An 18,984-nucleotide genomic window follows, 5' to 3' on the forward strand; every position below is an offset into this window, starting at 1 on the left:
GCCTCCTTTCCTTTAGCCCTGTACGAGGCGCCGCAGCGAAGGCGCGGTCGTGGGTGTCATGTCCAGTACAACACCCGGGCGAACGGCAATGTGCTCGCCAGCTCCGCCTCGAAAAAACAGCGTAGTTCCTTCATCGTCGAGGCGTCGTACACGTGCTTGACCGAGCCGAATTTTGTCCGCTTCTCGGCGCGGTTGGCATCGCTCATGTCCAGCTTCGATCCCGGATACCAGCTGTCCAGCACCGCCTTCGATCCCGGCGTGTAGCGATGCGTGATGAGTTCGATCGTACAGTCGACATCGGGCACGTCGGCCAGCGCCGTGCCGGCCTGTGCGATCAGCCCGGCATAGGCGCGTTGCCAGCCGTCCGCGGCGATGATCGGTGCGATCGTCAGCCCGATAGGATAGCCTGCACGCGCCATCCGGGCGAGAGCGGCGAGCCGCGCCGCGACCGGATCCGTCCCCCCTTCGAACGGCGCATAGGCGGCGGGATTGATCGATGCGCGCATCCGCGTGCGGCCACCATGTTCCAGCGCCAGCAGCGGTTCGACCGCGGCGAACTTGGTGGTGAAGCGCAATTGCACCGGCGCCTGCCACCGCCCGAACGCCTCGATCAACGCCGATAGCGAGCCGGTCAGATGCTCCAGCGCCAGCGGATCGGTGTAGCAGCTCGCTTCGAACGTCGTTCCCTCATTCGCTCGCGCTTTCGAGCGCGAGGTCACGGTGCCGGTGCCGAGATAGCCGGGCAGGATGCCGACGATCTCCGCCAGATTGGCATAGACGCGCGTGATCGGCGGCCCCTTCAACGAACCGGCCAGATAGCAGTAGCTGCAATGCGCCGGGCACCCTTCGGCCAGATCGACCCGCCAGTCCGCCGAGGGCGCAATCGGTTGCAGGCGCAGCCTGGATGGTGGCGCGACCGTCACCGCCAGCGTCCGCTTCGCCTCCGCATAGGCCTGTCGGGGATCGTCGGGCAGGGCCAGTCCCAGCCGGTCCGACGACAGGATGTCCACCGGGACGCCGAGCGCGGCGGCGCGGGCGGCGATGGCGCGGCCATGCTCCTGCGCCTGCGCGGATCGGGTGACGATCACGCGCTTCGGCAGCCACAGCTTCAGTCGACGTGGCACGTCGTCGCTCACGAACCGGCCGCCGCGAACCAGTCGGCATAGGGCGTATTGGCGGCCATGTGGCGGTTGAGGTCGGGTGCGCCATCGCGCCACCACACCGGGCCACGCTCGCCCAGCGCGCGTTTCGCGGCATCGACGCGATGGCGCGCGTCGCGTTCCGCTGCCGCATCGCTGGTGCGCAAGGCGGCTCCGACATCGCGTCGCGCCTGCATCAGGTCGTGCACCAGCGCGTCGCGGCGGTCCGGCGGCAGGGACGGATCGGCGGTGCGCCACAACCGGCCCCGTACGACCAGATAACGGCCGTCCGGGGTGGTGAGGGGGATGGCATCGGTCATGCGAGCGCAACGCGCGACCTCCGCATCGGGTGCACGCTGTCAGGTCAGCGCCGCCGTCAGCCCGGCGACCCAGCGCGCGGTGAAGGCGCGCGACGCCCGCGCGGTCGGTGCGATCCCGTCGAAGGCGTGGAACGCCCCCGGTACGACCGCGAGATCGACCGCGACGCCTGCCGCCGCGAGGGCGCCGGCATAGGCGATATCCTCATCGAGGAAGAGGTCGAGCGTCCCGACACCGATAAACGCCGGCGGCAGGCCGGCCAGATCGTTGCAGCGGCCCGGCACGACGCCCCGCAATACCCCTGCGCTGCCGGCGGGGACACCCAGTAGCGACGACCAGCCGAACCGGTTCGACGCCGCCGTCCAGACGAACTCGCCCGTACCCGGCCGCGCCGGCCGGCTGCTGCCGGTGCGATCGTCGAGCATCGGGTAGATCAGCACCTGACAGGCGAGCGGCACCTCGCCGCGATCGCGCGCGGCGAGGGCCAGCATCGCGGCATGACCGCCGCCCGCGCTCGCGCCACCGACGGCGATCCGGGCGCGATCGACACCCAGCACTTCCGCCTGACCGTGCACCCAGCGCAGCGCCGCGTAATTGTCCGCGAGCGATGCCGTCAGTCGTGCCTCGGGTGCGAGCCGATAGTCGACCGATACGACCAGCCAGCCATGCGCCAGCGCCGCCTCGCGCAGCGCCACCGGAATGCCCGCCGCACCGGCGACATAGCCACCGCCGTGCATCCAGACGACGGCACCGCGGCCCGCCTTCCGCGGCCCGGGGTCGAACTGCACGGTGCCGACCGGCGGCTGCCCGGCCAGCCCCGGGATCGTCACGGTCTTCAGCGGCAGTCGCGACACCGGCGAGGGGGGCAGCGGATGAGCCTGACGCGTCGCGGGGCGCGAGCGGAACGCGGCGAGGTTATCCGCCGACACGTCCATCGGCCGTAGTAGCTTCAGGTCGTCGATCATCTGCGGATCGACCGCGGCGAAGCGCGCATCGGATGGTATCGCCTGTGCCGCCCGGGCGGACCGGCTGCCGGGAATCGGCAATGCCGCCGCAGCGCCACCGATCAATATCTCGCGCCGGCTGAACATCCCGATCTCTCCCTTGCGTCCCGGCCCATGGGTACCGATGCCGCGTGGCAAAGACCATATCGCGCCGACCGTCAGCGGAACACCGGCGACATGGGACGGAATGACATTTGATGTCTGCCCGATCCGTCGCCGCCGCTCGCGCGTTAGGGGAGGCCCATCGCATGAAAGTCCACCACGTGTACCATTTCCTCGTCGCCGAGAGCGAAACGCCCGAAGAGCGGGAGGCCCGGCGGAAACACGCCGGCCGCAGCTCGGGCGAAAGCTATGGCGCGACCCTCGAACAGATGTATCCCGGCGCGACGATCACCCTCGTCGCCCCCGCCGACGAGGATGCCGAACCGCTCGATCCGAAGCGGGTCGGTGGGTTCGACGCGGTGTTCATCACCGGATCGCCGCTCCACGTCTATGACGACACGCCGGAGGTTCGCCGTCAGCTCGCCTTCATGCGGACGGTGTTCGCCAGCGGAACTCCGTCGTTCGGATCTTGCGCCGGCCTGCAACTCGCCGTCGCCGCGGCGGGAGGACGGGTCCGCAAGATGCCGCAGCGGATGGAGGCGGGTATTGCGCGGCGGATCACCCCGACCGAGGCCGGGCGTCACCATCCGTTGCTCGCCGGGCGTGCGCCGGCGTGGGATGCGCCCGCGATTCACGGCGACGAGGTGGAGGAACTGCCGGCGGGCGCAACCCTGCTCGCGGGCAATGCCGTCACCCGGGTGCAGGCCGCGGAGATCCGTCACGGCGGCGGCATCTTCTGGGGCGTGCAATATCATCCCGAACTCAGTCCGGGAGAGATTGCCGTCGCGCTGCGCCGACAGGCCTCTGATCTGATCGCGGCCGGACTGGCGCATGACGAGGCCGGCGTCGAACGCCGCGCCGCCTTGCTCGACGCGCTGCACGATGCGCCCGAGGATCGCGCATTGCTGTGGGAGCTGGGCCTCGACCGGCAGTTCGCCGATGAGGCGCAGCGCCGCACCGAGCTGAGCAATTTCGTCGATACGCTCGTCGCACCGCGTCGCCAGGCGGCATGACGGCGCGGATGACGCTGTATTTCGACGGCGGCGCCCGGCCCAACCCCGGGCGGATGGAGATCGCGGTCGTAACCGGCGGCCGCAGCTACATCCGCGATGATGCGGGGGAGGGGGACAATTGCACGGCGGAATGGCTGGCGCTGCGCTATGCCGCCGAAATCGCGCTGGCGGCCGGAGCACAGGACGTATTGTTCGTCGGCGATGCGCGGACCATCGTCGAACAGGCGCTGGGGCGCTGGGTCTGTCGCAACCCGCAGCTGAAGCCGCATCTTGCCGCCTATCGCGAAGCGGTGGCGGTCATTCCGCGCGTTCATGTGAAGCATGTCGGTCGGTCCAAGAACCTCGCCGGCCACGCGCTGGCGCGGCGCCATCCGCGCTGATTGTTCGCACCTGCGGAAACTGTGGGCCTTCGGTGCGTTGACCGGCGCAGTCATTTCACAGGAGAAACGTTATGAACCAGGATCAGATCGAGGGCACGGCCACGGACCTCACCGGCAAGGTCAAGGAAACGATCGGCAATGCGACCGGCGATACGGAAACGCAGAACGCCGGCGTGGCCGACCAGCTGAGCGGCAAGGTGCAGAAGACGATCGGCGATACCAAGGAAACCGTCGCCGCCGCCGCTGCTCCGCTGGCGGACAAGGCCCGCAAGTTCGCGAACGACCGCCCCTGGACCGCCGCCGCGCTTGCCGGTGTCGTCGGGCTGGCGATCCTCAACACGTTGCGCGGCAAGAAGTCGGCGTAACCGTTCGCAGCCGATACCAAAAAAAGGGGCGTCGGTTTCGACCGGCGCCCCCTTTTTCGTCTTCGGCCCTTACCCTCACGTCGCGGCGGAAGGGTAAGGGCGATCGTTATCGGATCGGGCGCTTAGGACTTCAGTCCCTTCGCCATGTTCAGATGTGCCGCCACCGTCGGCGCAAGCCCGTTGGCGAAGGTCTTCAGCGCGGGCACATCGCCGGTCGCGCCATAGGCCTTCAGTGCGTCGAGCGTCTGCTGATGGCCGGACTGCTGCGCGGCGATATACGCCGTGTCGAAGTCGGCGCCCTTCTTGGCCTTCAGCGCATCGACCGTCGCCTGTTGCTCTGCGTTCAGCGCCGGATCGGGCGTGATCGCCGGCGTCAGGCCCGCCGTGGTCGCCTTCAGCTTGTCGGTCGACGTCGTATGCGCGGCGATCATCTGGTTGGCGTACTTCTTCACCGCGGCGGAATTGCTGTTGTCGAGCGCCAGCTTCGATGTGGCGATCTCGAAGGCGTCGCTGGCGGCGGCCGTGTTGGCGAAGACCTGACCGCCGGTGGCCGGCGCCGTCATGTTGGCATCGGCCGCACCCACGTTGCCCGCGTCGAACGCCGCGCCGTCATTGGTCGCGAGGGTCGTATCGGTGGTGCCGGCGGTGTCCGTCTTCTGCCCGCAGGCGGCGAGCGCCAGTGCCGACGCCGACAGGATCACCATGGTTTTATTCAACATTTTCGTCTCCCTAGCTGCGGCGTCCTCAACGTATCGGCCCCGCCACCCGTTCCGCCGTCGCAACGGGAGCGTTCCGGCGCGCCCGACGTTGGCGCATGGTTCGGTTCGACAGGAGAACGACGTTGAGTATTTTCGGCAATATCATGGGCAAGATCTTCGGCCATAAGAAGGACGCGCCTGCCGCGCCGCAGCAGCCGCCGCAGACCACGCAAGCCGCACCGGCCCCGGCACCCACGCCTGCGCCAGCCCCAACCCCAACCCCTGCGGCAGCGCCCACCCAATCGGTGGACGTCGGCGCAGTGCTGTCCGAAATGGCTGCGATGAAGAACGGCGGCGGCAATTATCAATCGTCGATCGTCGACCTGCTGAAGCTGCTCGACCTGGATTCCAGCCTCGCCGCGCGCAAGGAACTGGGTCAGGAACTCGGCGTCCACGCCGGTGACGACGGCAGCGCAGAACAGAATATCGCCCTCCACAAGGCGGTAATGGCGAAGCTCGCGGAGAATGGCGGCATCGTGCCGGACAGCCTGCGCAACTGATCATTTCTCTCTTCACTCCATCATCCCGGCGTTCGCCGGGATGATGGAGCGATTGGGACCGGCCCAGCGGCGTCAGTCGGACGCAAAGGCACCTTGACCGATCCCCCGGTCCAAGCAATGATCGGTGTATGAGGCGGGCAAGTCGCTCGCCTCGCATCATCTTGGCGCTCACGGCAAACATGCCGGCCAGCGTCCATCCGGGGGGACGACAGCCTTGCATAGACGCGATTTCCTGGCCGTAACCGGCCTGGCGCTCGGAGGCGGCGTGGTGCCGTCCTTCCTCGGTCGCGCGATCGCGGCGGAAGAGCTGCAATCGACCATCGACGTTGCCGTCAAGAAACGGCTCGCGGATGCTGCGCTCAACGCCGCCAAATCGGCGGGCGCGACGTACTGCGATGTCCGCGTCGGCCGCTACATGCGCCAGTTCGTCATCACCCGCGAAGCGAACGTGCAGAACGTCGTCAACACGGAATCGCTCGGCACCGGCGTCCGCGTCATCGCCGACGGGGCGTGGGGCTTCTCCGCGACCAACGACATGACGCCCGAAGCGGTTGCCAAGGCGGCGCAGCTGGCGGTCGCCATCGCCAAGGCGAACGCCAAGACGCAGACCGCGCCCGTCCAGCTCGCTCCTACGCCCGGCGTCGGCGAAGTCAGCTGGAAGACGCCGATCGTCAAGAACGCGATGGCGGTGCCGATCAAGGACAAGGTCGACCTGCTGCTCGGCGTCAACGCCGCCGCGCAGGGTGCGGGCGCGAACTTCGTCAATTCGATGCTGTTCGTAGTCAACGAACAGAAGTATTTCGCCAGCACCGACGGATCGTACATCGATCAGGACGTCCACCGCATCTGGGCGCCGATGACCGCGACCGCGATCGACAAGACCACCGGCAAGTTCCGCACCCGCGAAGGGCTGTCGGCACCGATGGGGATGGGCTTCGAGTATCTCGACGGCAATGCCAAGGACAAGTTCGTCTCGCCCAACGGCGTCGTCAACTACGGCCTGTCCTACGACATGAAGGAGGACGCGATCGCGGCCGCCAAACAGGCGGTCGCAAAGCTGAAGGCACCATCGGTCAAGCCGGGCAAATACGACCTCGTCCTCGACCCCTCGCACACCTGGCTGACGATCCACGAAAGCGTCGGCCATCCGCTCGAGCTCGACCGCGTGCTCGGCTACGAAGCCAATTACGCCGGCACCAGCTTCGTCACGCTCGACAAGGTCAAGGAGCGGTTCCAGTACGGCAGCGCCAACGTCAACATCGTCGCCGACAAGCTGCAACCCGGCAGCCTGGGGGCGGTCGGTTACGACGACGAGGGCGTGAAGACCAAGAAGTGGGATTTGATCCGCGACGGCAAGCTCGTCGATCTGGAGGCGATCCGCGACCAGGCGAAGCTGCTAGGCAAAACCGCGTCCGACGGCTGTTGCTATGCCGACAGCTGGTCGAGCGTGCAGTTCCAGCGCATGCCGAACGTCAGCTTGGAACCCGGCAAGAAGAAGCAGAGTGTCGCCGACATGATCGGCGGTGTCGAGAACGGCATCTATATCGTCGGCGACGGCAGCTTCTCGATCGACCAGCAGCGCTACAATGCGCAGTTCGGTGGGCAGCTGTTCTACGAAATCAAAAACGGCAAGATCACGCAGCAGATCGAGGACGTAGCCTACCAGATCCGCACGCCGGAATTCTGGAATGCCTGCGTCGGCGTTTGCGATGCCAGCGATTACCGGATGGGAGGAAGCTTCTTCGACGGCAAGGGCCAGCCGTCGCAGGTGTCGACGGTGAGCCACGGGTCCTCGACCGCGCGCTTCAACGGCATCAACGTCATCAACACCGCCCGTTCGCTCGGCTGAGGAGACAGGATCATGGCAATCTTCACCGAAGAACAGGCACGCGCCATTCTGACCAAGTGCGTCGCGCTGTCGAAGGCAGACGAATGTATCGCCGAACTGACCGGTTCGGTCGACGGCAACATCCGTTTCGCGCTGAACAACATCTCGACCAGCGGCATCGTGTCGAACACCGATCTCGCAGTGCAGGTCGCGTTCGGCAAGCGCGTCGGCACCGCGACGATCAACGCGTTCGACGATGCGTCGCTGGAGCGCGTCGTCCGCCGGGCGGAGGAGCTCGCCCGGCTTGCGCCCGAGAACCCTGAGTTCGTCCCCGCAGTCGGCAAGCAGGCGTACAAGGCGACGCCGACGTTCAGCCAGACGACGGCGGACATCACGCCGGAGTATCGGGCCAAGGTGGCGGGCGATTCGATCGCCGCGTGCAAGGCGCAGAAGCTGATCGCCGCGGGTTTCCTGCAGGACGGCCAGAGCTTCGTCGCCTTCGCCAATTCCAAGGGCAATTTCGGCTACCAGCGGGCGTCCGGTGTCGACTACACCTGCACCGTGCGTAGCGAGGATGGCCGTGGGTCGGGCTGGGTCGGCCGCAACGTGCAGGACGTGAACACCTTCTCGGCCGGCACCGATGTTCGTACCGCGGCGCGCAAGGCGGCGGGGTCGGTCGACGCCCGCGCGCTGGAGCCGGGCAAGTATACCGTCATCCTCGAACCCGCCGCCGCAGCCGGGCTTATCGGCTTCATGTTCAACTTCTTCGGTGCGCGCGAGGCCGATGAAGGCCGCAGCTTCCTGTCGAAGAAGGGCGGCGGCAACAAGATCGGCGAGCAGGTCTTCGATCCGCGCGTCAACATCTACGCCGATCCCAATCACCCGGACGTGCCGGCATTGCCATGGGACGGTAACGGCCTGCCGCGTACGCGCATGCAGATCGTCCAGAACGGGAAGATCGCGAACCTCGATTACTCGCGCTACTGGGCGCAGAAGCAGGGCAAGCCTGCGACGCCGGAACCGGGCAATATCATCATGGAGGGCGGCACCAAGTCGACCGCCGACCTGGTGCGCGGCACGCAGAAGGGCATTCTGGTCACGCGGACGTGGTACATCCGCATGGTCGATCCGCAGACCGTCCTGCTCACCGGCCTGACCCGCGACGGGACCTTCTATATCGAGAACGGCGAGATCAGATATCCGTTGAAGAACTTCCGTTTCAACGAAAGCCCGGTGATCATGCTGAACAACATCGATGAACTGGGCAAGCCGGTGCGGGTTAAGGGCGACGAGGGCGACACGTTGATGATGCTGCCGCCGATGCGGCTGCGGGACTTCACGTTCACGTCGCTGTCGGACGCGGTGTAGTTGGTGGCGCTCACCCTCACCCTGCGCCGCCTTCGGCGTCTTCTCCCTCTCCCGGCGGTAGAGGGAGGGAGCGGCGTAGCCGCGGAAGGGTGAGGGTGAACCGGCAGGAGTTTCTGCGCGCAAGCATTGCTACGCTTGCTGCTACAATCATTCCCCGCGCCGCCGCTGCGGCAGGAGCCTACGACTTCTGGTTCACCCGTCTGCGCTACGACAGCGGTGACTGGGACGTCGACCAGCGCATGCCGAGCAACCTGCTGACGTCGCTGGTCGATTACACCAATCTGCGCATCGACCCGAAGGAACGCGTCGTCGCGCTGTCAGACCCCAAGATGCTGACCGCGCCCTTCTGCTACATGGCGGGGCATCGCCTGGTGGAGTTCAACGCAGCCGAACGCCGCAATTTCGAACGCTACGTCCGAAGCGGCGGGTTCGTGCTGGTCGACGATTGCAACCACGATATCGACGGCCTGTTCGCGCAGAGTTTCGAACGGCAGATGCGCGCCATCTTCGGGCCGAAGGCGCTCGCCAAGCTGCCGCCGAAGCACCCGATCTACACCAGCTTCTTCAAGTTCGACGGGCCGCCCAACACGGGCTTCGAATTGAACGGCTGGGGCGACGACCTCGTCCACGATTACCTCAAGGGCATCACCATCGATGGCCGCCTCGGCCTGCTGTACAGTAACAAGGATTACGGGTGCGAATGGGACTACGACTGGCGCAACAAACGCTTCCTCGCGCAGGACAACACCAAGTTCGGCGTGAACATCGTGATGTACGCGCTCAATTCGTGAGGACCGCATGACCGAAGCAGACATCGAGGCCCAGCTGTCCAAGCTCACCGATCTGCGCGCCGCGATCGGGCAGGCGATCGTCGGGCAGGCGGCGGTGGTCGAGCAATTGCTGATCGGCCTGATCGCCGGCGGCCATTGCCTGCTGGAGGGCGTGCCGGGCCTCGGCAAGACGCTGCTGGTGCGCTCGCTCGGCGAGGCGCTCCACCTCGATTTCCGCCGCGTGCAGTTCACGCCGGACCTGATGCCGAGCGACATCCTCGGCACCGAATTGCTCGAAGAGGATCACGGCACCGGCAAGCGCCACTTCCGCTTCCAACAGGGGCCGGTCTTCACCAACCTGCTGCTGGCGGACGAACTCAACCGCACGCCGCCGAAGACGCAGGCAGCGCTGCTGGAGGCGATGCAGGAACGCACCGTCAGCTATGGCGGCACGACCTATACGCTGCCGAAGCCGTTCTTCGTCCTCGCGACGCAGAATCCGATCGAGCAGGCCGGCACCTATCCACTCCCCGAAGCGCAGCTGGACCGCTTCCTGCTGCACGTGCGGCTCGATTATCCGTCCGAAGCGGAGGAGCGCGACATTCTCGCCGCGACCACCGGCAGCGGCTTCGCGACGGTGCCGCGGGTGATGGACGGCGAGGATGTGCTGGCGATCCAGGCCTTGGTCCGCGACGTCCACCTCAGCCCCGACCTGCTCGACTGGATCACGCGGCTGGTGCGCGCCACGCGTCCGGGTGCGTCGATGCCCGAGACGCTGCGCAGCTACGTCCGCTGGGGTGCCGGCCCGCGCGCCGGCCAGTCGCTGGTCCTCGCCGCCAAGGCACGCGCGCTGCTGCAAGGCCGGCTTGCGGCGACGCGCGAGGATGTCGCCGCGCTCGCCGCGCCGGTGCTGCGCCACCGCCTGATCCTCGCGTTCGCCGCCGAAGCCGATGGCGTCAGCCCCGATGCCGTCGTCGACCGCCTGCTCGCCGCCGTCCGGGGACCCGGTGCCTGACCTGTTGCCGGCGGACGTCCGCCACCGATTGAAGGGACTGACCATCGTCGCCCGCCGCGCGATCGGCGACCGCGGGCTGGGCTTGCATTCCAGTCGCGCGCGCGGGTCGGGCCTCGAATTTGCGCAATATCGTCCCTACGAACAGGGTGACGAGCCGCGCCAGATCGACTGGAAGCTCTACGGCCGATCGGACAAGTTCTTCGTGCGGGAAGCGGAGCGCGAAAGCCCGGTCGCTCTGTGGATCCTGCTCGACGCCAGCGCATCGATGAATCAGGCGGACGCGACCGGCCGCCGACTGGATGCCGCCAAGGGCATCGCCGCCGCGCTCGTCGAGCTGGCGCTGGCGCAGGGCGACCGGTTCGCGCTGGCGACGCTGCGCGCCACGGGACTGGACCTGATCCCCGCAGCCGGTGGCGCCCGCCAGCGCGACCGGGCTCATCTGGCGCTGCATGGGATCGACGCCAGCGGACGCTTCCCCGCCGACACGTTGCTGGCACCGATCTGGGACCGGATCGGCGCGCGCGACATGGTTGCGATCCTGTCCGACTGGTTCGACCCGGCCTGCCTCGATCTCGCGCGCAAGCTGGCCGCCGCGGGCCGGGAGGTGCTGGCGATCCAGATCCTCACCGTCACTGAACGCGATTTCGCGCTGGATGGCGGTTACCGCTTTCGCGATCCCGAAACCGGTGAGGAATTGCTCGGCGATGCCGCGGCGTTGCGTGCGGAGTATCTCGCCCGCTTCGGCGCGGCACAGGCCGACCTCGCCGCCGCACTCGTTACCGCGGGCATCCGCTACGCTACACTGGTCCTCGACCAGCCGCTCGACACGCCGTTGCAGACACTGTTCGGACGGAGCCAACGGTGACCCTGCTCCTTCCCCTCGGCCTCGCGGCGCTCGCGAGCGTGTTGCTGCCGCTGCTGATTCATCTCGCCCGCCGTACCGAACAGCGCCCGACCGACTTTGCGGCGCTGCGCTGGCTCAGCCAGAAGCCACGACCGCGTCATCGACCACGGTTCGACGAGCGGCTGCTGCTGGCGACGCGATTGCTGCTTCTCGTGGCCGTTGCGCTGGTGCTGGCGCAACCGGTTCTCTCCGACGTCGATGCCGCGATGCCGGTGATCGCTGTCGCGCCCGGTGCGGACATCCCCCCGCCGTCGGCAGCACGCCGCATCTGGCTCGCGCCCGGCTTTCCCGCCGTGGATACCCCGCCGCCCACCGGTCGGCAGCCGATCGCCAGCCTGATCCGTCAGCTCGATGCCGAACTGCCGCCGAAGACGCGGCTGACGATCGTCGTACCGCGCCTGTTCGACGGTGCCGACGCCGAGCGGCCGACGCTGTCGCGAACCGTGACGTGGCGGATCGCGGGTGACGGCAGGGGCAGTGCCGCGGCCGTGCCTGCTGCCCCCCCGGCGTTGCGATACGATCCGGCCCATCCCGGCGCCCGCTACCTTGCCGCCGCGATCCGCGCGCTAGGCGGAACGGACATCGGCTACCGATCCGTGGCGGTGCAGGGGGGAGCGGCGGGCCGCGCTCTCATCTGGCTGGGTGCCGGCCCGATACCCCGCAGCATCATCGAGCATATCGAGGCCGATGAAACCATCCTCGTCTCACCCGACGCGATCGTTCCGGCCGGCGCCACCGTCCCCGTCTGGCGTGATACCATGGGTGCGCCGCTCGTCGACATGCAGCCCCTTGGCAAAGGGCGCCTCCTTCGTTTCACCCGTGCGCTCTCCCCTGCCGCGATGCCGCAGCTGCTCGATCCCGACTTTCCCCGCCGGCTCGTCGCGCTGTTCGTCCGTCCGCCGGAGCCGGCGCGCGTCGCGGCGAAAGCCTATGCCCCACAAGCCGGAGGGCTGGCGCCGACCCCTCCCGCCCGGCCGCTCTCGCCATGGCTCGCCGTCACCGTTGCAGCGCTGTTTGTCATCGAACGCTGGCTCGCCACGCGCGCCGGACGGGCCCCCGCACCATGAGCGCAGATCCCCGCGTCGCGCTCTGGACGCGCCCGACCCGCCTGCGGGCATGGCGCCGGGACGCCGCGACCAGCGTGCCGCTTGTCATCGTGCTTGCGGCGATCGGCTGGCGACTGTCCGGTCCCGCCACCGCCGTCACGCTGCTGATCGTTGGCCTCGTCGCACTGGCAACGGTAGCGCACCTTCGGGCGCGGCGCTTCGACCGCCGCTGGCTGATCGCCGCGCTCGACGCGACGCGCCGCGATCTGGAGGACAGCAGCGACCTCCTGTTCGCCGATCCTGCCACGCTCACCCCGCTTCAGCGTGTCCAGCGCGGCCGTATCGCCGCCCGCGTCGACGCCGCTTCCATCCCGGCGCTGGATGCGCCGCGCGGCCTGTGGCCGATCGCCGCGATCATGTGCGCCAGCCTGACCGCGACGGCCGCGATCCTGCTGTGGCCCCAGCACCCCGGCGCCTCGCTTGTACCGGCGCGAGAGGGACTGCCGGTCTTGCCCGGCGTTCCCCGTCTCACCGCCCTGGCGCTCGAGGTCGCGCCGCCAGCCTATACCGGCTTGCCGCCACGCCTGCTCGGGACGCTGGATGCACGCGTCCCGGCGGGCTCGCGCGTGCGCTGGACGCTGCGGTTCATGCCCGAGCCGCGCGGTGCGGTGCTGGCGACGGTCGGTCGCCCGGCGATACCGCTGGTCCGTGACCGCGGCGACTGGGTCGCGAGCCATCGCGCCGACACGCCTCTGCTCTACCGCGTCGCCGCCATGGGTGCCGAGCGGGCGGGTGTTCCTCCGCTCCACCGGATCAACACGATCGCCGATCGCCCGCCGCAGGTTCGCGTCGCGATGCCGCGCACGCCGCTGACCCTGCTGACGCCCGGTCAGCGCAGCGCCCCTATCGCATTCGTCGCCACCGACGATTACGCGGTCAGCGCCACCGCCCGGCTGCGCATCGTCGTCGCTCAGGGGGAGGGGGAGAACGTCCGCTTCTTCCAACGGATGCTGACCGTCAGCGGCAGTGGCGCACCCCGCGAGCGGCGTTTCACCGCGCAATTGAATTTTGCCGCATTGGGCTTCGTCGAACCCGGCGACATCGTCGCGCAGCTGATCGTCAGCGACACTCGCACTCCCTCGCCGCAGGAGGTGCGCGGCCCCAGCATCATCCTGCGTCGCCCGCCCGCCGTGGCGGCGCAAGGCGGCGGGCTCGAAGCGATGACGCGCCGCGTCATGCCCGCCTATTTCCGCAGCCAGCGGCAGATCATCATCGATACCGAGGCGCTGCTCAACGAACGACCCCGCCCGCCGGCCGACCGCTTCCTGTCGCGATCCGATGCGATCGGCGCAGACCAGCGCCTGCTCCGCATGCGCTACGGCCAGTTCATGGGGGAGGAGACGGGCGGCGGCGCGACCAACGTCATGCCGACCAACGACGAGGAGGAGGGCGCGGCGCATGCTACCGCTGCCGCGCCGACCGATGGGCATGATCATGCCGAGCCTGCACCGGCGGCAGGGTTCGGCGCGGCGGAGGATGTCACCGCCGAATACGGCCACACCCACGATGAATCGGAGGCCGCGACGCTGCTCGACCCCGGCACGCGCGCGACGCTGCGTCAGGCGCTGGACAACATGTGGCAATCCGAACGCGCATTGCGTCAGGGGGACCCGAAGGCGGCGTTGCCCTATGCCTACAAGGCGCTGCGCTTCATCAAGCAGGTGCAGCAGGCGACGCGCATCTTTCTGGCGCGGACCGGCTCCGACCTGCCTGCGGTAGACTTGGCGCGGCGGATGACCGGCGATCGCGGCGCGATGGGTAATCGTATGTTGCCGACCGCCGCCGCCGATCCGATAGACCCCACTCCTGCCGCGATCTGGCGCGCGCTCGACGGGCCACGGCGGGACGCTGCGCTCGACGCCCTGACCCGATGGATGCGCACCGGGGGCAGCCGTATTCCCGATCCGCTCGCGCTGGCTGGCGCGATCGATACGCTTCGTCGCCAGCCGGACTGCACACGCTGCCGTGACGCTCTGCGCAGCGCCTTGTGGCAGGCGTTGCCGCGTCCGGCACCCGGCCTTGCCCGCCGCAACGCCGGCGACGCGGTCGCGCGCCGCTATCTGGATGCCCTGCCATGACGCCGGACCGGATTGCCGCTACTCTGCTGGCGCTCGCCGTCGCCATCGCGTGGGTGCGATTGTGGCTGTGGCGGCGGCGCGCGACGGTTCGAGGTCCGGCGTGGCGATTGGCAGTGCTGGGACCGATGCAGATCGCGGTGGCGGGTTTGCTGTACCTCACCCTGTTTGGGTCGACCGCAGCGAACACGACGAAGACGCTGGTCGTCGCGACGGAAGGCGCGCCGCGTTTCGTATCGACGCGCGCTGGCGAGACGCTGGTGGCGCTGCCGGAGGCGGGGAACGTAGCCGGCGCGATCCGGCAACCCGATCTGGGCACCGCGCTGCGACGCCATCCGGGTGCGACGGCGATCCGCGTCGTCGGCAGCGGCCTGGTCGCCCGCGACCGGGTCGCCGCCGCTGCGGTCACGCTGCGCTACGCAGCGCCATCGCAGCGCCGCGGCCTCGTCGCGCTCGTTCCGCCGCCGCCGGTTGCCCCCGGCCAGCGCTTCGCCGTGGCCGCCCGGGTGGAGGGCGGGGCCGCAGCGACGTTGCTCGACCCTGCCGGGCGAATCGTCGATACCGCCCGGCCTGCGGCGGACGGCAGCGTCGTCCTGCACGGCACTGCGCGCGTTGCAGGCGAGGCATTGTTCACGTTACGCCTGTCCGACGGGAAGAGCGCCGCCGTGCCGCTCGTCACAGGTGCGGTGGCGCCCGCCCGCGCGCTGATCCTTGCCGGGGCCCCGGGACCCGAGGTGAAGTTTCTGCGCCGCTGGGCCGCGGATGCGGGTGTCGCGGCGCAGACGCAGGTCGCCGTCGGCGGCGGGCTGACGCTGGGCGAGCCGCCGGCGAGCTATGCGGGCTATGATATCGCCATCCTCGACGATCGCATGTGGGCGGGGCTCGGATACGGCGCGCGCGCGGCGCTAGCGCAGGCGGTGCGCGGCGGCATGGGACTGGTCGTCCGGGTCACCGGACCCGTGGCGAAGGGGTGGCAGGTGCTGGGTCTCGCCACCGGCGGCAGTTCCGCCGTCGTGCCGCTGCGCCTGCCGCCGGCGGCGCCCGGCGAGGCCGCGCTGGCTGCCCGCCGCGGTCCGGGTACGCGCGACGCGCCCGCCTCGATCGCCGCACCGCTGGGCGAGGTGCCCGAACTCACCCGGCTCGCCACGTCGATCGGCGGCGTTCCGCTGCTCCGCGACGTGCGCGGCACGCCGTTCGCCGGCTGGCGAAACGTCGGTCGCGGCCGGGTCGCGCTCGTCACGCTTCTCGACAGCTTCGCCCTCGCGACCAGCGGCAACGGCGACGCGCATGCCGACATCTGGAATGCGATCGCTTCGACAGTCGGCCGGGGCACGCCTGCTGCGGACATCCGGATCGACCCGCTAGCGTGGGCGGGGGAGCGCGTCGCGATCTGTGCAACCGGCGGACCTGTCGGTGTCGTCGCGCCGGACGGCACTCGCACCGTGCCGGTGCCGGACCCCGCTGCCGCAGGCTGCGCCGCATATTGGCCCGTCCATGCCGGCTGGCATCGCGCCGGCGTCACGCCCTTCTACGTCCATCCGGCCGGTGCCTTGCCGGCCTTGCGCGCCGCGAGCCGTCGCGAGGCAACGCTCGCGCTGGCAGGAGATCGCCGGCGCAGCGAGTTGGCGTCGCCGGAACAGGAACGTCGGCCCTCCTGGCGATGGTTCATCGCGTTCCTGATCACAGCGGGCGCATTGTGGTGGTTCGAACGCCGACGCGCCTAGCGCCAGTCGCCTTGCGCGATCCGGTAGGCCTGGTGCAGCGCCGCGGGAACCGCCGCACCCGGCACGCTGCGCCCGAAGAGATAGCCCTGCGCCATATCGCACCCCTGCGCCAGCAGGTGTCGAGCCTGCGGGACGGTTTCCACTCCTTCGGCCACCACCGTCATACCCAGACGGTGCCCGAGCGCGACGACCGCATCGATGATCGCCGCGTCGCCCGCATCCCGGTCGAGATGGCTGACGAAGCTCTTGTCGATCTTGATCGTGTGGACCGGGAACGCCTTCAGGTGCGTCAGCGAGGCATAGCCCGTGCCGAAATCGTCCAGCGCAATATGCACGCCGGCGCGGTTGAACGTTTCCAGCGTGCTCGCAACGCATTCGGCGCCACGTCCGACGAATACGGTCTCGGTCACCTCCAGCTCCAGCCGCTCGGGTGGCAGCCCGGCTCGCACGAGCCGACCGAGGATACGGTCCGCCAGATCCTCGCGGCGGAACTCGGCCGGAGACAGGTTGAACGCGATCCGGCCGAATTCGATGCCCTCGTCCAGCCAGCGCCGCATATCGCCGACGATCCCCGCCAGCATCCGCTCGCTGAGGCCGACGGCGAGTTCCAGATCCTCGAACGCCGCGGCGATCATCGCCGGAACCTGCGGGCCGAGCAAGGGATGCTGCCAGCGTAGCAACGCTTCGAACCCACAGACCTTGCCGGTGCCCAGCGCGACCTTCGGCTGGTAGAAGGGCATAATCCGGTTGTCGCGCACCGCATCACGGGCGATGCTGAGCATCGACGACCGGCGTTGCAGGTCCGCCCGCATATAGGGCTGGAACGTCATCAGCCCGCCACGCTGCTGATCCTTGGCGGCGTAGAGCGCGATGTCGGCCGATTTGAGCAATTCGGCGGCGGTGGCACCATCCGCCGGGAACAGCGACCCGCCCGCGGTCGCCTGACAGTCGAGGATACGGCCGTCGTGCGCCAGGGGTTCGCGCACCCGGCGCAACGCTGCCTTGACGCGGTCGAGCACCACCGCCGGATCGTCGCTGCCGGCGATGACCGCCGCGAATTCGTCGCCGCCCAGCCGTGCGAGCGTACAGTCGTTTCCCAGCGCCACGCGCAGACGGTCGCCGAACGTCCTCAGCACGACATCGCCGGCATCGTGGCCGACGGTATCGTTCGTTTCTTTCAGATGATCGACGTCGAACAGCACCAGCGCCAGGCTGCCGCCGGTGGCCGTCGCCCGCACGATCGCGGATTCGAGCCGGTCGCCGAATGCAGCACGATTGGGCAAGCCGGTCAACGTATCGTGAAGCGCGGCGAAGCGGATGCGGTCCTCCGCGGTTCGTTCTTCGGTGACGTCGCGGGTGGTGACCAGCACGCGGCTGAGCCGTCCCGATGGCGCCTCGATCCGCCAGCCACCGGTCTTGATCCAGCGTTCCTCGCCGGTGTCGGCGCGGTGGATGCGCAGCATCGTCTCGAACCGGTGGTTGCCGTCGCCGGCCTCCACCGCCGACACCAGCGCCTGCAACCGGTGCCGATCCTCGGGGATCACCAATGCCAGCGCGGTGGCGACGGTAGCAGGGGTTTCGAGCGGCAGGCCCAGCATCGCCTTGAATTCGTCGGACCATTCGCGACGATTCCCCAACGCGTCATAGTCCCAGATGCCCAGTCCTGCGGCATGCGCGGCGAGCCGGAAGCGTTCTTCGCTTTCGCGCAGCGCCCGCTCGGCCAGCTTGCGGTCGTGGATATCCTCCAGCGTCCCGTACCACCGGACGGCGGCTCCGGTATCATCCAGCCTGGCCGTGGCCCGGGAGCGGAACCACCGATACTCGCCAGCGGGCGTCCGCAAGCGATATTCCAGATCGACTGCGTCCCCGCTCGCGATCGCGTCGCCCCAGGCAGCTGCGGTCCGCGCGGCATCGTCGGGATGGAGGGCAGCGAGCCATTGCTCTCCCATCGCATGCCGTGGATCGTTGCCGGTAACTTCCGTCCAGCGTGAGCTCACCGCATCGATCTGCCCGTCGGCGCGTGCGGTCCAGCTTATCTGCGGATTGAGTTCTACCGTGTAGCGATAATGCTCCTCGCTCTCGCGCAATTCCGCCTCCGCAAAGCGCCTTGCGGTGATGTCCTGCGCGATGGTGATCGTCGATGTGGCGGTGCCGTTCGCATCGCAGACGAACGACACGTTGATCCCGCACCAGATAACGGTGCCGTCGGGATGCACGATCCGGGTCTCGATCGCGAAGGGCATCGACCGTGCCATGTGCTCGGCATGCAAACGCTGCACGCGCGCGAGGTCGTCGGGGTGGATCAGTTCCTCGATCGGCAGACCGGAAAGCTGTGCCGCGTTGCGGCCGGCCAGCTGGCAAAAACGGTCGTTGACCGACAGCACCCGTCGCTGCCGGTCGCGGTGGAGCAGCCCGATCCGCGCCTGGCTGAGCACGCCGCCCAGCGGAGGGGTACGGTCTTCGAACGCTGCGATCGCAGTCAGCGCACGCATCACCGTATCGTCATCGGCGGCATCGGAATAGCCGGGCCCGAACGTATCGTCCCGTTCGAAACCACGCTCTCCCAATCGATCCACCCCCACCCCTTTCAGGTCGAATTCCATCGCGCGGGTTTG

The 18,984-nt window shown here is 68.6% G+C and carries 17 protein-coding genes; 12 read left to right on the forward strand and 5 right to left on the reverse strand.

Annotation, left to right across the window (positions count from 1 at the left end; translation table 11 throughout):
* Positions 1-56: 56 nt before the first annotated feature.
* Genes LRA87_RS14155 through LRA87_RS14165 form a run of 3 tightly spaced genes read right to left on the reverse strand, consistent with a single transcriptional unit; the run spans position 57 to position 2,548 of the window.
* Positions 57-1,136, reverse strand: coding sequence for an SPL family radical SAM protein (locus tag LRA87_RS14155; protein ID WP_230632420.1), 1,080 nt, complete (start codon positions 1,134-1,136; stop codon positions 57-59).
* Positions 1,133-1,459 (reverse strand): hypothetical protein, encoded by a 327-nt coding sequence (locus LRA87_RS14160; RefSeq protein WP_230632422.1) that lies wholly within the window; start codon positions 1,457-1,459, stop codon positions 1,133-1,135. Before LRA87_RS14160 ends, LRA87_RS14155 begins: the two co-directional genes overlap by 4 nt.
* A gap of 39 nt (positions 1,460-1,498) precedes the next feature.
* A complete protein-coding gene (locus LRA87_RS14165) occupies positions 1,499-2,548 on the reverse strand; it encodes an alpha/beta hydrolase fold domain-containing protein (RefSeq protein ID WP_230632424.1) in 1,050 nt (349 codons plus the stop codon).
* A 161-nt stretch (positions 2,549-2,709) separates the two neighbouring features.
* On the opposite strand from LRA87_RS14165, the gene LRA87_RS14170 reads away from it, so the two are divergent.
* The 3 genes from LRA87_RS14170 (at position 2,710) to LRA87_RS14180 (ending at position 4,321) form a co-directional block, all read left to right on the forward strand.
* On the forward strand, positions 2,710-3,576 hold the full coding sequence (locus LRA87_RS14170) for a type 1 glutamine amidotransferase (RefSeq protein ID WP_230632426.1): 867 nt from the start codon (positions 2,710-2,712) through the stop codon (positions 3,574-3,576).
* Positions 3,573-3,956, forward strand: coding sequence for a reverse transcriptase-like protein (locus LRA87_RS14175; RefSeq protein WP_230632428.1), 384 nt, complete (start codon positions 3,573-3,575; stop codon positions 3,954-3,956). The genes LRA87_RS14170 and LRA87_RS14175 overlap by 4 nt, the downstream gene beginning before the upstream one ends.
* A 71-nt stretch (positions 3,957-4,027) precedes the next feature.
* On the forward strand, positions 4,028-4,321 hold the full coding sequence (locus tag LRA87_RS14180; RefSeq protein WP_230632430.1) for a CsbD family protein: 294 nt from the start codon (positions 4,028-4,030) through the stop codon (positions 4,319-4,321).
* 122 nt (positions 4,322-4,443) lie between these two features.
* On the opposite strand, the gene LRA87_RS14185 is transcribed toward LRA87_RS14180, so the two are convergent.
* On the reverse strand, positions 4,444-5,040 hold the full coding sequence (locus tag LRA87_RS14185) for a DUF4142 domain-containing protein (RefSeq protein WP_230632432.1): 597 nt from the start codon (positions 5,038-5,040) through the stop codon (positions 4,444-4,446).
* A 122-nt stretch (positions 5,041-5,162) separates the two neighbouring features.
* On the opposite strand from LRA87_RS14185, the gene LRA87_RS14190 reads away from it, so the two are divergent.
* The 9 genes from LRA87_RS14190 to LRA87_RS14230 all read left to right on the forward strand — a co-directional run bounded on the left by LRA87_RS14190 (position 5,163) and on the right by LRA87_RS14230 (position 16,369).
* Positions 5,163-5,579 (forward strand): DUF3597 domain-containing protein, encoded by a 417-nt coding sequence (locus LRA87_RS14190; RefSeq protein ID WP_230632434.1) that lies wholly within the window; start codon positions 5,163-5,165, stop codon positions 5,577-5,579.
* A 214-nt stretch (positions 5,580-5,793) separates the two neighbouring features.
* Positions 5,794-7,428: a TldD/PmbA family protein gene (locus LRA87_RS14195; RefSeq protein ID WP_230632436.1), complete on the forward strand. Its 1,635-nt coding sequence runs from the start codon at positions 5,794-5,796 to the stop codon at positions 7,426-7,428.
* 12 nt (positions 7,429-7,440) lie between these two features.
* Positions 7,441-8,775 carry a TldD/PmbA family protein gene (locus LRA87_RS14200; protein ID WP_230632438.1) on the forward strand — a complete coding sequence of 445 codons (1,335 nt, stop codon included), beginning with the start codon at positions 7,441-7,443 and terminating at the stop codon, positions 8,773-8,775.
* A gap of 89 nt (positions 8,776-8,864) precedes the next feature.
* Positions 8,865-9,566 carry a DUF4159 domain-containing protein gene (locus LRA87_RS14205; protein ID WP_230632439.1) on the forward strand — a complete coding sequence of 234 codons (702 nt, stop codon included), beginning with the start codon at positions 8,865-8,867 and terminating at the stop codon, positions 9,564-9,566.
* A 7-nt stretch (positions 9,567-9,573) separates the two neighbouring features.
* A complete protein-coding gene (locus tag LRA87_RS14210) occupies positions 9,574-10,560 on the forward strand; it encodes an AAA family ATPase (RefSeq protein WP_230632440.1) in 987 nt (328 codons plus the stop codon).
* Positions 10,553-11,425, forward strand: coding sequence for a DUF58 domain-containing protein (locus tag LRA87_RS14215; protein WP_230632441.1), 873 nt, complete (start codon positions 10,553-10,555; stop codon positions 11,423-11,425). The genes LRA87_RS14210 and LRA87_RS14215 overlap by 8 nt, the downstream gene beginning before the upstream one ends.
* Entirely contained in the window at positions 11,422-12,531 is a 1,110-nt protein-coding gene (locus tag LRA87_RS14220) for a BatA domain-containing protein (protein ID WP_230632442.1), read from the forward strand. The genes LRA87_RS14215 and LRA87_RS14220 overlap by 4 nt, the downstream gene beginning before the upstream one ends.
* Complete coding sequence (locus LRA87_RS14225; RefSeq protein WP_230632443.1) at positions 12,528-14,648, forward strand: DUF4175 domain-containing protein; 2,121 nt, start codon at positions 12,528-12,530, stop codon at positions 14,646-14,648. The genes LRA87_RS14220 and LRA87_RS14225 overlap by 4 nt, the downstream gene beginning before the upstream one ends.
* Positions 14,645-16,369, forward strand: a complete 1,725-nt coding sequence (locus LRA87_RS14230) for a carboxypeptidase regulatory-like domain-containing protein (protein WP_230632444.1) — start codon at positions 14,645-14,647, stop codon at positions 16,367-16,369. The genes LRA87_RS14225 and LRA87_RS14230 overlap by 4 nt, the downstream gene beginning before the upstream one ends.
* Here LRA87_RS14230 and LRA87_RS14235 read toward each other — a convergent pair.
* Positions 16,366-18,972, reverse strand: a complete 2,607-nt coding sequence (locus LRA87_RS14235) for a sensor domain-containing protein (protein ID WP_230632445.1) — start codon at positions 18,970-18,972, stop codon at positions 16,366-16,368. The genes LRA87_RS14230 and LRA87_RS14235 overlap by 4 nt on opposite strands.
* Positions 18,973-18,984: the final 12 nt, after the last annotated feature.

The sequence above is a fragment of the Sphingomonas sp. Leaf37 genome, from assembly GCF_920939475.1.
Lineage (GTDB): Bacteria > Pseudomonadota > Alphaproteobacteria > Sphingomonadales > Sphingomonadaceae > Sphingomonas.